The following is a 13,723-nucleotide window of genomic DNA, read 5'->3' as shown; positions in this document are numbered from 1 at the left end:
AGACATGGCACTGGAAGACGCAAGAAACCAGGTGGATGAGGCATTCACCAATCCGGACCTCAAGGGGTTGTCTTATGAAAATACGTTCGGCGGGGCGACGTCTTTTTTGCGGCGGCTTTACACCAAGAACCTGAAGGGCGTGGACATCGCCGTTACTGGCGTGCCGTTTGATCAGGCGGTTACGAACCGGCCCGGCACGCGCCTTGGCCCTCGGGCGATCCGTGAGGCCAGCGCGCTTCAGTCGCCCGATGCGCCTTATGGCTGGCCCTTTGATGCGCTGAGTGAGCTGGCGATCGTGGATTATGGCGATATGGCTTATGATTACGCCAATATCCCGATCTTTCCCGAAACGCTGACCGACCACATCCGAACCATTCTGGGCTCTGATGTGGCGTCAGTCGCGCTGGGTGGCGATCACTATATCAGCTTTCCGATCCTCAAAGCCTATGCCGAGAAATACGGGCCAATGTCCCTGCTGCAATTCGATGCGCATACCGACACATGGGCCGATGATGACATGTCCCGCGTGGATCACGGGACAATGTTCTACAAGGCTGTAAAGTCGGGCATCGTCGATCCGAAACGCTCGGTCCAGGTGGGTATTCGCACCACAAATGAGGATACGCTGGGCGTGAACATTATCGATGCGCGCGAGGTCTATGAATCGGGACCTGCTGTGGTCGCGCAGAAGATCAAAGGTATTCTTGGTGACAGCCCCGTTTACCTCAGCTTCGACATCGATGGTCTTGACCCGGCCTTTGCCCCTGGTACGGGCACGCCGGTCTGGGGTGGGTTAAGTTCGATTCAGGCGCAGATCATCCTGCGCGACATTGCTGGGATCAATATCAAGGGCGGGGATGTGGTCGAAGTATCGCCGCCCTTTGACACCTCAGGTGCGACAGCGATTGCTGGGGCCCATGTGGCGACTCAGATCATTTGCCTGTTGGGGTGGAACAAGCTGGAAAAAGCAGAAGGGTAAACCCGTACGGGTTCACGTTAACCAACAGTTAGCCATGCTTAAGGTATGTGCTGGATCAAGTGACAAACAGGGACGGGACCATTACGCACATGACCGAATTCAACCAACCACTTAGCGGGAATGATCTGGCCCGGTTTTCCGGGCCGAACACATTCATGCGCCTGCCGCAGGCCTCTTCGCTTGAGGGGTTGGATGTGGCAGTGTTGGGGGTGCCGATGGATATCGGCACGTCGTGGCGGTCGGGCACGCGCTTTGGCCCCAAGCAGATCCGCAGCGAAAGCGCGATGATCCGGCCCTATAACATGGCCACCAGAGCGGCCCCGTTCGACAGTTTGCAGATAGCCGATATTGGGGATTTGGCGATCAACACCTTCTCGCTGGCGGACAGCCTCAGGATCATCAAGGAAAGCTATGACGCCATTTTGGCGAAAGGCGTGGTCCCGGTGGCGATGGGGGGCGATCATTCGATCACCCTGCCGATCCTGCGAGCCATCAAGGCCAAACACGGGCCCGTGGCGTTGGTGCATGTGGACGCCCACGCCGATGTGAATGACGAGATGTTCGGTGAACGCGAAACCCACGGCACCGTTTTCCGTCGTGCATATGAAGAGGGGCTGATTGTTCCCGACAAGACGTTCCAGATCGGCATTCGGGGCTCGGGTTATGCAGCCTCGGATTTTACCGAAGCCAAGGACTGGGGCTTCCGCCAGTTCCCCGCATGGGAGCTATGGCAGCAGAATCTGACCCAGATCGGATCGCAGGTTCGCAAGATCATTGGGGACCACCCGGTTTACATCTCGTATGACATCGACAGCCTTGATCCCGCATACGCTCCGGGCACCGGCACGCCGGAAATCGCAGGGCTGACGACACCGCAAGCGCTGCAACTGATCCATGCCCTGCATGGGGTAAACGTGGTTGGATGTGATCTGGTCGAGGTTTCACCCCCTTATGATCCATCGGGCAACACTGCCCTGACAGCGGCCAACCTGATCTATGAGATGCTGTGTATCCTTCCGGGTGTAACGTCGCGGTAAGACGCGGTGGAATGTCTTGCCGCCGGTTTTGTTCCGCTTAGGGTTCACAAAAGGGATGGAGCGGGATGAAAAAGATGGCTTTGTGGGCAGTGGTTGCGCTTGTGGTTGGGGCAGGCGCCTATGTTCGGCTGGCACCGTCAGATCCTGCGCGGTGGCACGTCGCTTTGGTTTCGACCGAAAGCCAGAACTTGCCCGGCGGTGTGTTACGCGTTGTTGAAACCGGCCCCGACGGGTTGCAGCGTCTTGACGAGATTGCCCAAACCACACCGGGCACTAAGGTATTGGCCGGCTCGGTCAGCGAGGGCATGATAACCTATATCACCCGCACGAAATGGATCGGCTTTCCCGACTACACCACGGCTCAGCAGGACGGCGACACGCTGCGCATCCATGGCCGCCTGCGGTTTGGCCGCAAGGATTTCGGGGTAAACAGGGCGCGGGTCGATGGGTGGTTGGCGCAATTCTAGTCGTTGCGCAAACGGTCAGGACGCATCGTCTATATCAATGGGGTCGAAAGGCTCACTCTGTAATTTGGACGACAAACACCCCTCCTGAACCTCGCGCCACATGGGAACGTTCAGGGACATCTGGCATTGCGCGGTGAACATGCGTCCGTCGACCTGAAGGCAGATCATTTCACCCAGTTCGATGCGTGACCCGGATGTGTCGGTGCAATAGCAATCCCGCGTCTTGCCGTCAGGGCCGATGTAATCGGCGAATGCAGGCGTGGTCGTCACCAGCAGAGTAAGAAAAACCCGTTTCATGGCTGCCAGCTTAGCATGACGTTGCCCTTGACCAAAGCCCCCGGATGAGAGACACCGCCGGGATGATCCCCGAAGAACGTCTTGAACAGATCACCCAGCGTTTTCAGTACCTCGAAGCTGCCATGGCCGATGGCGCGTCGGGTGGTGATATTGCGGCGCTGGCCAAAGAATATTCCGACCTCAAGCCTGTCGTCGATCAGATCATGGCCTGGCGACAGCTGGTGGGAGATCTGGCCGAGGCGCAGGCGATGCTGACCGACCCGGACATGAAAGAGCTTGCCGAGGAGGAAATTCCCGAGTTGCAGGCTCGCATCCCCAAGGCGGAAAACGCGCTCCAACTGGCATTGTTGCCAAAGGATGCGGCAGATGCCCGTCCGGCGATGCTGGAAATTCGCCCTGGCACCGGCGGGGACGAGGCCGCTTTGTTCGCGAGTGATCTATTGCGCATGTATCAGCGTTACGCCGAGACGCGTGGCTGGAAATTCGAGATTATCGAAGAGCAGGCCTCGGATCTGGGCGGCATCAAGGAAGTGGTCGCCCATATCAAAGGCGACAACGTCTTTGCGCGCCTGAAGTACGAATCCGGTGTCCATCGGGTGCAACGCGTGCCCGAAACCGAAAGCGGGGGGCGCATTCACACCTCGGCGGCGACAGTGGCGGTTCTGCCCGAGGCCGAGGATGTAGACATCCAGATCGACGCCAATGATATCCGAATCGATACGATGCGAAGCTCGGGTGCCGGGGGACAGCACGTGAACACGACAGACTCGGCTGTGCGGATCACGCATCTTCCGACGGGATTGGTGGTGACGAGTTCCGAAAAATCTCAGCACCGCAACCGCGAAATCGCCATGCAGGTTCTGAAGACGCGCTTGTACGATCTGGAACGGCAGCGGATTGACAGTGAACGCTCGGCAGATCGTGCCAGTCAGGTGGGCTCGGGGGATCGCTCGGAACGCATTCGTACTTACAATTTCCCGCAGGGGCGCATGACCGACCACCGGATCAACCTGACGCTCTATAAGCTGGATCAGGTGATGCAGGGCGATCTGGACGAAGTGATTGATGCGCTGACGGCGGATGATCAGGCCCGGCTGCTGGCCGAGATGGCACTATGACGGGTCTGCAAACAGCGGCACAGGCGATGGTGGCGGCGACAGCGCGCCTGCGTGCGGCCGGTGTTGACGATCCGGCGCGCGACGCGCGTTTGTTGCTGGCCCACGCTGCACGGATTGAAGCCAGCCGCGTGACGCTGATTGCCCCGGAAGAATTACAGCCCGAAATTGCCGAGCGTTATGATCAGCTGATCTCGTTGCGTGCCATTCGGGTTCCGGTGTCGCATCTGTTGGGTGAGCGGGAGTTTTACGGCCGCAGGTTCCGCGTCAGCCGGGATGTCCTTGATCCGCGCCCAGAAACTGAAACCCTGATCGAAGCGGCGTTGAGCGAACCATTTGATCATGTCCTCGACCTGGGGGTGGGCTCGGGATGTATCCTGATAACCCTTCTGGCCGAACGCAGCAGTGCCACGGGCTTGGGTGTTGATCTGAGCGAAGCCGCCTGCCTGCAAGCCAGTGCCAATGCGGTTCAGCATCAGGTAGAGGCACGGGTTGAGATCCTTCGATCAAACTGGCTTGATAACATTGATGGTCAATTCGACCTTATTGTTTCCAACCCGCCGTATATCTCAGTGTCTGAGATGGAAGAGCTGTCGCCCGAAGTGCGTGAGCACGAGCCGCGTATGGCCCTGACGGATGAAGGGGACGGGTTGGGCGCGTATCGTCGGATCGCGGCGGCGACCCCGGATTTTCTGTTTCCGGGCGGGCGAATTCTTGTCGAAATTGGTCCGACGCAAGCGGCAAAAGTATCAGCCCTGTTCGACGCTGCCGGATTGGTGGATGTTCGGGTGATCCATGATCTGGACGGTCGCGACCGCGTTGTCGGCGCGAGAATGCCGGGTTGAGCGGCGGGTTTGCGGCAAAAACCGCCGACCTGAACAAAAAAGCTGGTGAAAACCCGAGATTCCTCTTGTCTGCGCCGTCAGGACATGTTTACTCAGGATTAGTCGGCGAGGTTGACGCTGTTGCAGCGCACCCCTGACGCCAAGCCCAAAAAGTCGACTTCCCGTCACGGCAAACGCCTTAGAGCAGTGCAAAACACGGGTTGAACGACATCGCATAGATAAGGCTGACGTAAAGTAAGATGAGATCTTCCAAACCCCGTTCGCGGGCCAAGAATAACCGCAATCGTCCTTCTGGCGGCAACGTCGTTAACCGGGTTTTTGACAGCTCGGGTCCTGAAGGCAAGGTCCGTGGCACGCCGCAACAGATTATTGACAAATATAACCAGTTGGCACGTGACGCTCAGCTGTCGAATGACCGCGTGGCGGCAGAAAACTTCCAGCAACACGCGGAACACTACCTGCGGATGCTGAGCGAGGCGCAGCGCGAGATTGATGCACGCCGTGAAGAGCAGGAGCGTCAGAACCGCGAACGCCAGGCCGAGCGCGACCGTGAACGTGCCGAACGTCAGGAACGCGAAGCGACCCGTCAGTCTGATCCGGCCGAGGCACCGCAGCCTGATGTGATGGACCTTACCCATCGGGCTTCAGAGCCCGATAGCGGTCTGGTAGAGACCCCGGAAAACAAAGAAACCCCGGCGGCTGAAACACCGGAAGAGGCACCGCGCAAGGAAAAACCCACGCGCAAGCCACGCGCCCGGAAGCCCAAACCAGCACCGGAGGCAAAAGAGGATGCTTCTGCCGACACAGGGGACGCACCGGAGGCGGCTGAATAAAGCCGATGTCCAATGAACCAAGCCCCGAGGTCAAACTCGGGGCCGTTTGTTTGATCAGGTTTTCTTGATTTCTCGCGCCAAAGCGCAGAACGCTTCCAGCGGGATTTGTTCGGCGCGGTCAGTGGGCTTGATACCAGCGGCCAGAAGGCGGTCTTCGATATCCGGGGCAAGACCTTTGAGTGAGGCGCGCAGCATCTTGCGGCGTTGGTTGAATGCGGCAGCCACGACACGTGACAAGGTGGCGGAGTCGGCGGGATAGCGCGGCTCGGGCAGGGCGTTCAGGTGGACCACAGCGCTTGAAACCTTGGGCGGCGGGGTGAAGGCCCCGGGGGGGAGCGACATGGCGATACGTGCCTCGGCCCGCCATTGGGCAAGGATGGCAAGGCGTCCATAAGCTTTGCTGCCGGGTTGGGCAACGATACGCTCGGCCACTTCGCGTTGGAACATCAGCGTCAGGCTCTGCCAGAATGGGGGCCATTCGGGCGGTGTCAGCCAACGCACCAGCAGCTCGGTGCCGACATTGTAGGGCAGGTTGGCCGCGACGCGGATTGGTGGTGTCAGATATTCAAGCGGGTTGATCTCCAGGGCGTCGCCGTTGATTACCTCAAGCCGACCCGGATACGCGGCGGCGATGTCGTTTAGGGCGGCAATGCACCGGGTATCTTTTTCGACGGCCACCACCTTGCGCGCGCCTTCGGACAGCAGGCCCCGCGTCAACCCACCGGGACCGGGGCCGATTTCAAGCACATCGCATTCTGACAAATCTCCGGCCTGTCGAGCGATCTTGGCGGTCAGGTTCAGATCCAGCAGGAAGTTTTGCCCCAGCGATTTGCGCGCTGAAAGCTGGTGGGTTGCGATGACCTCGCGCAGCGGGGGAAGCGTGTCTATAGCGCTCATGATCGGATTACCTTGGCGCCTGTGAAAGGGGCTGTGCCCGAGATTTTTGTGCCTCCGGCGGGGATATTTTCAGCCAGGTGAAGGATCAAGAGTTTTTTACCATCCGTTGGGCAAGTTTCAGGGCTTCGATCAGGCTGGTGGGGTTGGCGATGCCTTTACCTGCGATGTCCAGTGCTGTTCCATGGTCGGGTGAGGTGCGGATGAACGGCAGACCAAGGGTGACATTCACGCCCCGGTCAAAATCCAGCGTCTTGATCGGGATCAGGGCTTGATCGTGATACATGGCGATGGCGGCGTCATAGCGGGCGCGGGCGGCGGCGTGAAACAGCGTGTCCGCAGGGTGGGGGCCAGTAACGGTTGCGCCCTTGGGCTTCAGATCAGCCAGCATCGGAGCAATCCAGTCGAGCTCCTCTGTGCCCATTTTACCACCTTCGCCTGCATGTGGGTTCAGGCCTGCAACTGCTATGCGGGGATGCGCGATACCGAACTGATCACGCAAACCGTGCATAGTGATTTCAATCGTTTCGCGCAGAAGGTCAGGGGTAAGTGCAGCGGGAACCTGTGACAACGGAATGTGAATTGTCGCGGGAACGACGCGCAATTGCTCGCTGGCCAGCATCATGACAACCCGGCGGGCTCCGGAAAGGGCCGCCAGAAACTCGGTATGACCGGGAAAGGTGAAGCCTGCGCCGTCAAACAGGGCTTTCTTGTTGATCGGCGCGGTACAAAGCGCTGCGGCCTCGCCGGTCTGTACCAGTTCGGTGCCGGTTTCGATGGCGTCAACCACCGACGGCGCGTTGGCCGGGTTTGGCTGTCCGAATACGTTCGGGGCGGGAAAGTCCATCTGAAGAACGGGCAGGGCCCGATCACAAGTTTCTGCAACCTGACCGGGATGGTCGATTATTGCAACTGGAGTACCGGCGGGCAGGTGGCTGGCGTCTCCGATATAGAAGAACGGGCACGCATCGCGCAGGTCAGCCCAGGCTTTGGCCGCGATTTCCGGACCGATACCAGCCGGTTCACCGCAGCTGAGCGCGATGGGCCGTATCATTCCTGAGTAATGACAGCGTCAGCCCGCAGCTGCTCCACCAGACTGGCCGCAAACGCCTGAAGACGTTGCTGCGCCAGCGCGTTGGCGACATCGCCCCGAGAGGTGTCTTCACCAAGATCGCGCGTGCGGTTGCATAGCATCAGGAACAAAAGCGTTTGACCATTGTTGCGGGTCAGAGTCGCCGATGCTTCGTTCCGATCCAGCTTGGCCAGTTCCACGGCAATATCACCGGGCACCTCGGAAGGCGCGGCTTCGACCCGGTCCAGAACTTCGGCCGGCTGATCCTTGGCAATGCCATAGAGATCATCACAAGTGTCGATTTCTTCTTTCAGCTTCGCGGCACGTGAAAGGGTTTCGGCGCTGCGTCCGCCTGGCAGGTAATAGGCGGCATAATCCAGCTTTGAAATGCGCGGAGCGCCGGTTGCGACTTCGCGCAAGCCACGCATCTGAAACAGAGCAACCGCGTTCGGCAGGGTGATCGGGTCGGTGATCTCACCGGTCTGAAGCCCCAGTATAACAGGTTGAAGCGCCGGGGGCAGGTTCGAGATGTTCAGCCACTCCAGACGTCCGCCCTGACCCCGTGTTGCGGCTGCGGAATACTGAGCGGCGGCAGCAGAAAACGCGTCCTGCCCTTCAAGGCGCGAGATTTCTTCGGCCAACAGCTCGGTCTGGGCAACCGTTTGCGGGTTTACCGGGATAATGATTTCGGACAGCAAGACCTGCAATCCGCCTCCGCCCGTCTGGCCCAGTGCACGATCGATCTCATCCTCGGTCGGGCGGGCCTGCGAAAGATAACGAGAGCTAATATAGTCGCGCCATGCCAGTTGATCCGCGACATAATCCCGGACCGTTTCAGGGTCGACGCCAGCGTCGCCGAGAAGTTTCAGGAATTGTTCGGATGACAGTTGTCCGCGCGCGGCGAATTCGTCGATGCCCAGCTGAACGGCCTCGGGCGTCGCTTGCACGCCGGCGTCGCGCATGACTTGCTTGCGCAGTTTTTCATCAATCAGGGCATCCCTGACGTCAGCTTCGTTGTCACCGGGCAAACCCAGAACATTCAGGAATTGCAGGCGCTGTTCAAGCTCGTACCAGGTGACAATGTCCTGATTGACGCGGATCGCGGGTGAGAACAGGCTTTGCGTGCCACCCTGATGAGGCGCGATTGCAAAAACTGCGGCAACCAGTGCCGGTGTGACCGGTTTAAGCCAACCGGAACGGAGAAACCTGGAGAAACCTGATATCAACTGCATGTTCTCTTGTATGTCTTGCCACCGCCTTCAAGGGCGTACCCTGTCAGAGAAAGGGTAAAGCCGAATTCTGTCGAAGGCTCAATAGTGGATGTTGAAGTAAAGCGCCGACTTACGGACATGTTAACCCGAACGCATTCGTTCTGATAGGTCACACCCAGACCCAGCCGGATCGGTTCCGACTCGGCCAGATCGTAGCGCGCCAGGGCATTGGTCAGCCAGTTCTGATCGACCTGGTAGCGCCCAAGAAGCAGAATTTCCGAGATTTCTTCGGTGATGTTTTCCGCTGGGTCCGGCTCTTGCCAGATATAGCTGCCGGAAAGGCCGGCATTTTCGGATGCCCATGCGCCGCGCAGCTCGGCTTTGACAAAACTCAAATCCCCGTCTATCAGACCGCGCCCGGCAAGTGACCAGCCATTGGCCGTGCTGATCTGCCCGGCTACCAGCAAATCCGATGATGTGCCCTGCAAGCCCGATGTCAGCGTGAAGTTTGGATCGGCGTCGGCCCGAAACACTTGGCCCACAGTCGCCTGGGCCTGCCAACCACCCGCGCCATACCGGGCCCAGTTCAGGCCAACAACACCTGTGGCGCTGTTCTCGCGCTGATCTTCAGCAGGAAACCGCGAGAGGGACAGAAGGTTGCCCTGATCGAATTCCTGAAACGTGCTTTCATCATTCGGAACATCGGTATCCGATACATGTGTCCATCCGAACTGCGCGATCGGTTCGAGGAACTGAACAGCCCCCGATTCCTCGCGCCGGGTCATTGGATATCGGAGAGTCAAAGCCGCGCGCGGCGTAGATCGGGTCACATTGTTGGGGTAGTTGCTGTCGTGGCGAATGTTGAAAGTGTCAACCGACGCCCCCAGCGTGGTATCGACCCGCAGCCCCGATGAGAAAGTCCAGCTGCGCAGCCATTCGGCATCGAAGGTGGCCCGTGCAATGTCGCGACCAACAACATCTGTATCGCTGGTACGTTCGTGCGCATGACCGATGAAAGCCAGCCGAACCTCGCCACCTAGCGTGCTGGGAAAATAGCGTTTTTCATAGTTGAGATCGAAGACGCGAGACGGAATCTCGTCCTGATTTTCGCTGTCCCTTAGCGTTTTGTAGTAGATCACGCCGGTTTTGAACGCGCTGTCGCGTTTGATCCGCTCCAGCGCGATTTCGCTGCGCAAACGGTCCAGATCCGGCAAGCCATAGTCAGCCAGGTAGGCATCGTCGGATGTGGTTTCCAGATTGAAGGTCAGCCGGAAATCGTTTTTCAGATTGAACCAGCCTTTGGCAAACAGGTAGCCGCGATCCTGGTCGGGTTGCACATCATCCCGTGTATACGCGCCATCCACCTGAATACGTCCGTTTACGAAGGCCTGACGATAGCGGTATCCCAGAGTAGTCGTTTTTGCTGAGACGTAAGGCGTAAGTGTCAGGTCCTTGTGATCGCCAAGCTTGAAGAAATAGGGGACCTGAACCCCAGTGCCCAATTGCGAGGTGCTGCGGATCGAAGGAACCAGAAATCCGGTTGCCCTCTCGAGCGTTGGGTCGGGCAGGCGCAGATAAGGAAAGTAGAATACCGGATAATCCAACACCCGAAGCTGCGCGCCTTCGAAATATAGTTGCCGTTCCAGTTGATCATGCGTGACTTTGCGCGCCCGGATTTGCCAAAGAGGCGGCCTGCCGTCGTTGCAGACATGACAGGATGTGGCTGAAACCTTGCTGAATTGTGTATAACGGCCTGCGGCCCGTTTCGCCTGAACCGAGGCGATCTGTACCTGCTGTTCAAAAACCATGCGCGCACCAACCAGCAGCCCGTTCTGAATTCCGCTGTCCAGTTGCCCTGAATCCGCCAGCAGGGTGGTCTGACCACCCTGATCGATACGAATTGGGCCTTCCAGTGTCAGCTCGCCAGTCTCGCGGTCATATGTGATACGATGGGCGGACAATTTGGTGTCGCCCTGAAAGGCCTCGACATTGCCTTCAGCCACAAGTTTGCGCTCAGGCGTGATGAATACCTTGTCGGCCACCAGCAAGGCAGGCTCTTGCTGCGCTTGTGCGCCCTGTGGCTGTGGTTGGCCTTGAGAGGTCTGTGCCGCAAGTCCCGTCGGAATGGATAAAGCGAGTGCACTGGTAAGCAACACAGGAACGATATGCCGCATCAGCCGTCCTCCGCATGCAGTAGCAGACCAAGAGACAACAGAATTGCGGCAAAGGGCGGTGCCCAGGCAGCGATATAGATGGGCAATTGTCCGTTTTCCCCGAGGATTTGCGCGAAATTGCGCACGAAATAGATGGCAAATCCAAGCAGGACGGCTGTCAGGACGGCGATCCCTGTGCCGCCGAACCGAACGTGGCGCATGGTGAACGCGGCCCCGATCAGAACCATCGAGATCAGAAAGAAAGGCCGGGCCAGCTGTACCTGCAGCCAGACCTCATATTGCTTGGTCGAGAATCCCGCCTCGCGCAGGTCGCTGATCAACTGGGGCAGGTCGTATACCGAAACCGAATCCTGTTGCCCCAAAGTGTCCATGATCCGCTGCCGAGTCAGTGAGGTTGGCAGCTCCAGACGCTCGTGTGCAACCGAGTTGGATTCGGGGTTTTGCCCGTCCTGCAAAGCCCATACCTTTGCTTTGGAAAGAACCCAGTTCCCGCCTTCCAACTCTGCCCGGTCCGCAACAATTTGCTGGGTCGGTTTGCCATCCCGCCCAAAAGTGATGACGGTAACTCCGTCCAGCCGCAGCTTGTCTTGGTTCGACGTTGCCCGGGCGTGGATGACAGCCTGCCCATTCTCGGCAGACTGGCGCAGCCAAAGGCCCTCGCTGCTGATCGAAAGGGCCGAACTGCCGTTGTTTCGGTAGGAATCCGACAAGCGCCGGAATTCTTCGGATGTGGCTGCTGCAATAGGGTTCAGCAGTGCGACTGCCAGCGTGCCGATGATCAGCGACAACAGGACAGGCGCAACCAAGGCGCGGATGCCCGAGCGGCCAGTTGCACGGGTCACCACAAGTTCGGACGTACGTGCCAGCCCGACGAACAGCGCAATGGTGGACAGGATCACCAGCAGAGGCAGCATTTCGCTGATGGCGGCTGGTGTATTCAGCAGTGTGAGGTGCAGCAGCTGGGCAAAAGACAGGTCGAAATCGTCAAAGCGGCGAATCTGTTCGATCAGATCGATGAGAATCATCAAGGTCAGAAAAATACCTCCGATGACCATGAAGCTTTGCAGAAACCGGCGAGCGAAATAACGGTCCAGGATCATGGGCGCGAACCCATTGCGCCTGTAGCGCGAGGGTTCGGGCCGATATCGCGCCTGCGCAATGCTGCGCGCGACAGCGTATGCCTGCCCTGTCGTACCACGTTTTTCTCCCCCGAGCCTGCCGGTCATTTTTTCGGGACCTTAATGCAATTGAAAGGCGGGGAAAACTGCTATCTGGTCAATGCGTGCCCCGCGGGCTAGGTCTTGGGGAACAGAATTCGAGGAGTGTACAATGAGCAGTCTGATACCGATCCGTTTTCAGGAATTTGACCTTGAGGCTATGGCGCAGGCCGGGGGGCGCGTCGCCATCATCATTCCGGATGACGGTAAGATGAGCCCGGCAGCCCGCCGGGCAAACCGTCTGACGAAGGGCGGCTTGGCGCGGCTTGTTGAAAGCGAGAGTTTCAGAAAGTCGAAGACAGGTGATGTCGTCTCGATGGCATGGCCCACAGGGATGGCGGCGGAGGCGCTGGATGTTCTGGTTTTGCCACGTCGCCCCGAGGCCGGCGAAGCCCGCAAGGCAGGGGCGGCGCTGGCTAAGCTGGCCGGCGGCAAGGACATGCTGGTGATGGTGGGCAATCAGGCGCGGGCCAAGGATCTGGCACTGGGGATTGTTCTGCGCAGCTATGAGTTCGACGCGCATAAAACCAAGGAAAGCCAGAAGGCGGGCACAGTGACAATCAGCCACGCAAAGCCTGCGGAGGCCGAGGCAGATTTTGCACCTCTCTATGCAATTGCTGATGGCGTTCGGATGACGCGCGATCTGACCAATGAACCAGCAAATGTTTTGACCACCACCGAATTCGCGGACCGCCTGGTTGAGATGCAGGAGCTGGGTCTTGAGGTCGAAGTACTGGACGAAGACAAGCTGGCCGAGTTGGGAATGCGCACATTGCTAAGCGTCGGGCAGGGCTCGGACAGCCCTTCGAAAGTGGTGGTGATGCAGTGGAATGGCGGGGCCAAGGATGACGCGCCTTTGGCACTGGTCGGAAAGGGCGTGGTGTTCGACACGGGTGGTATCTCGCTCAAACCCGCTGCTGGCATGGAAGAGATGACCATGGACATGGGCGGCGCCGGCGTTGTTGCGGGCACCATGCGCGCGCTGGCCAAGCGCAAGGCAAAAGCCAATGTCGTGGCGCTGGTCGGTCTTGTCGAGAATATGCCATCAGGTAACGCCACCCGTCCGGGTGATGTGGTCAGGTCGATGAAGGGCGATACGGTCGAGATCATCAACACCGACGCCGAGGGCCGCCTGGTTCTGTGTGACGTGATGTGGTACGCGCAGGAACGATTCAAGCCGGTCGGTATGATTGACCTGGCAACTTTGACCGGTGCGATCATCATCGGGTTGGGCCATGAAAACGCTGGTGTCTTTTCGAACAATGACACGTTTTGTGATGCCTTCCTGAAATCTGCCAAGGCCGAGGATGAAGGCGCTTGGCGGATGCCATTGGGCGACGCCTATGACAAGTTGCTGAAATCGCGCATTGCCGACATGAAGAACGTGGGCGGTCGCCCCGCCGGTTCAGTCACCGCCGCGCAGTTCCTCCAGCGGTTCGTGAAAGAGGAAACGCCGTGGATTCACCTGGACATCGCGGGCGTCGCCTCGGTGGCTGAAGAGACCTCTTATGCGCCCAAAGGTGCCACCGGCTGGGGCGTGCGCGCATTGAGCCGGTTTGTGCAGGACAATTTCGAGTAAGCA

The 13,723-nt window shown here is 58.8% G+C and carries 13 protein-coding genes; 7 read left to right on the top strand and 6 right to left on the bottom strand.

Features of this window, described 5'->3' with window-relative positions; genetic code table 11:
• Positions 1-4: 4 nt before the first annotated feature.
• The 3 genes from speB (I9182_RS03840) to I9182_RS03830 all read left to right on the top strand — a co-directional run bounded on the left by speB (I9182_RS03840) (position 5) and on the right by I9182_RS03830 (position 2,483).
• Complete coding sequence (gene speB / locus I9182_RS03840; RefSeq protein WP_209596617.1) at positions 5-979, top strand: agmatinase; 975 nt, start codon at positions 5-7, stop codon at positions 977-979.
• 89 nt (positions 980-1,068) lie between these two features.
• On the top strand, positions 1,069-2,016 hold the full coding sequence (gene speB / locus I9182_RS03835) for an agmatinase (protein ID WP_209596615.1): 948 nt from the start codon (positions 1,069-1,071) through the stop codon (positions 2,014-2,016).
• Between the two features lie 65 nt (positions 2,017-2,081).
• Positions 2,082-2,483 (top strand): DUF1499 domain-containing protein, encoded by a 402-nt coding sequence (locus I9182_RS03830; protein WP_209596613.1) that lies wholly within the window; start codon positions 2,082-2,084, stop codon positions 2,481-2,483.
• Between the two features lie 15 nt (positions 2,484-2,498).
• Here I9182_RS03830 and I9182_RS03825 read toward each other — a convergent pair whose 3' ends face one another.
• Entirely contained in the window at positions 2,499-2,780 is a 282-nt protein-coding gene (locus I9182_RS03825) for a hypothetical protein (protein WP_209503696.1), read from the bottom strand.
• 62 nt (positions 2,781-2,842) lie between these two features.
• Between I9182_RS03825 and prfA the strand changes: the two genes are divergently transcribed.
• The 3 genes from prfA (at position 2,843) to I9182_RS03810 (ending at position 5,573) form a co-directional block, all read left to right on the top strand.
• Positions 2,843-3,898 carry a peptide chain release factor 1 gene (gene prfA / locus I9182_RS03820; protein WP_209596732.1) on the top strand — a complete coding sequence of 352 codons (1,056 nt, stop codon included), beginning with the start codon at positions 2,843-2,845 and terminating at the stop codon, positions 3,896-3,898.
• Positions 3,895-4,740, top strand: a complete 846-nt coding sequence (gene prmC, locus I9182_RS03815) for a peptide chain release factor N(5)-glutamine methyltransferase (RefSeq protein ID WP_209596611.1) — start codon at positions 3,895-3,897, stop codon at positions 4,738-4,740. Before prfA ends, prmC begins: the two co-directional genes overlap by 4 nt.
• 239 nt (positions 4,741-4,979) lie before the next feature.
• Positions 4,980-5,573: a DUF4167 domain-containing protein gene (locus I9182_RS03810; RefSeq protein WP_209596609.1), complete on the top strand. Its 594-nt coding sequence runs from the start codon at positions 4,980-4,982 to the stop codon at positions 5,571-5,573.
• A 54-nt stretch (positions 5,574-5,627) separates the two neighbouring features.
• Here the strand turns inward: I9182_RS03810 and rsmA are convergent, their stop codons facing one another.
• The 5 genes from rsmA to lptG form a co-directional block, all read right to left on the bottom strand.
• Entirely contained in the window at positions 5,628-6,470 is an 843-nt protein-coding gene (rsmA, locus tag I9182_RS03805) for a 16S rRNA (adenine(1518)-N(6)/adenine(1519)-N(6))-dimethyltransferase RsmA (RefSeq protein WP_209596607.1), read from the bottom strand.
• 85 nt (positions 6,471-6,555) lie between these two features.
• Entirely contained in the window at positions 6,556-7,521 is a 966-nt protein-coding gene (gene pdxA, locus I9182_RS03800; RefSeq protein ID WP_209596605.1) for a 4-hydroxythreonine-4-phosphate dehydrogenase PdxA, read from the bottom strand.
• Complete coding sequence (locus I9182_RS03795; protein WP_209596602.1) at positions 7,518-8,771, bottom strand: peptidylprolyl isomerase; 1,254 nt, start codon at positions 8,769-8,771, stop codon at positions 7,518-7,520. Before I9182_RS03795 ends, pdxA begins: the two co-directional genes overlap by 4 nt.
• Positions 8,762-10,924 (bottom strand): LPS assembly protein LptD, encoded by a 2,163-nt coding sequence (gene lptD / locus I9182_RS03790; RefSeq protein WP_209596600.1) that lies wholly within the window; start codon positions 10,922-10,924, stop codon positions 8,762-8,764. The genes I9182_RS03795 and lptD overlap by 10 nt, the downstream gene beginning before the upstream one ends.
• Positions 10,924-12,024, bottom strand: coding sequence for an LPS export ABC transporter permease LptG (gene lptG, locus I9182_RS03785; RefSeq protein ID WP_209596730.1), 1,101 nt, complete (start codon positions 12,022-12,024; stop codon positions 10,924-10,926). The genes lptD and lptG overlap by 1 nt, the downstream gene beginning before the upstream one ends.
• 229 nt (positions 12,025-12,253) lie before the next feature.
• Here lptG and I9182_RS03780 point away from each other — a divergent pair, with 229 nt between their 5' ends.
• Positions 12,254-13,720 carry a leucyl aminopeptidase gene (locus I9182_RS03780; protein ID WP_209596598.1) on the top strand — a complete coding sequence of 489 codons (1,467 nt, stop codon included), beginning with the start codon at positions 12,254-12,256 and terminating at the stop codon, positions 13,718-13,720.
• The last annotated feature ends 3 nt before the right edge of the window (positions 13,721-13,723 follow it).

It is taken from the genome of Ruegeria sp. HKCCSP351 (assembly GCF_017872535.1).
GTDB lineage: Bacteria > Pseudomonadota > Alphaproteobacteria > Rhodobacterales > Rhodobacteraceae > Ruegeria.
The sequence above is the reverse complement of the archived record's forward strand: the minus strand, read 5'-3'. Positions and strand labels throughout refer to the sequence as shown.

Bases quoted from the DNA above. Each gene is read 5' to 3' on its own strand.
- speB (WP_209596617.1), top strand. From the start codon at position 5: ATGGCACTGGAAGACGCAAGAAACCAGGTGGATGAGGCATTCACCAAT.
- speB (WP_209596615.1), top strand. From the start codon at position 1,069: ATGACCGAATTCAACCAACCACTTAGCGGGAATGATCTGGCCCGGTTT.
- I9182_RS03830 (WP_209596613.1), top strand. From the start codon at position 2,082: ATGAAAAAGATGGCTTTGTGGGCAGTGGTTGCGCTTGTGGTTGGGGCA.
- I9182_RS03825 (WP_209503696.1), bottom strand. From the start codon at position 2,780: ATGAAACGGGTTTTTCTTACTCTGCTGGTGACGACCACGCCTGCATTC.
- prfA (WP_209596732.1), top strand. From the start codon at position 2,843: ATGATCCCCGAAGAACGTCTTGAACAGATCACCCAGCGTTTTCAGTAC.
- prmC (WP_209596611.1), top strand. From the start codon at position 3,895: ATGACGGGTCTGCAAACAGCGGCACAGGCGATGGTGGCGGCGACAGCG.
- I9182_RS03810 (WP_209596609.1), top strand. From the start codon at position 4,980: ATGAGATCTTCCAAACCCCGTTCGCGGGCCAAGAATAACCGCAATCGT.
- rsmA (WP_209596607.1), bottom strand. From the start codon at position 6,470: ATGAGCGCTATAGACACGCTTCCCCCGCTGCGCGAGGTCATCGCAACC.
- pdxA (WP_209596605.1), bottom strand. From the start codon at position 7,521: ATGATACGGCCCATCGCGCTCAGCTGCGGTGAACCGGCTGGTATCGGT.
- I9182_RS03795 (WP_209596602.1), bottom strand. From the start codon at position 8,771: ATGCAGTTGATATCAGGTTTCTCCAGGTTTCTCCGTTCCGGTTGGCTT.
- lptD (WP_209596600.1), bottom strand. From the start codon at position 10,924: ATGCGGCATATCGTTCCTGTGTTGCTTACCAGTGCACTCGCTTTATCC.
- lptG (WP_209596730.1), bottom strand. From the start codon at position 12,024: ATGATCCTGGACCGTTATTTCGCTCGCCGGTTTCTGCAAAGCTTCATG.
- I9182_RS03780 (WP_209596598.1), top strand. From the start codon at position 12,254: ATGAGCAGTCTGATACCGATCCGTTTTCAGGAATTTGACCTTGAGGCT.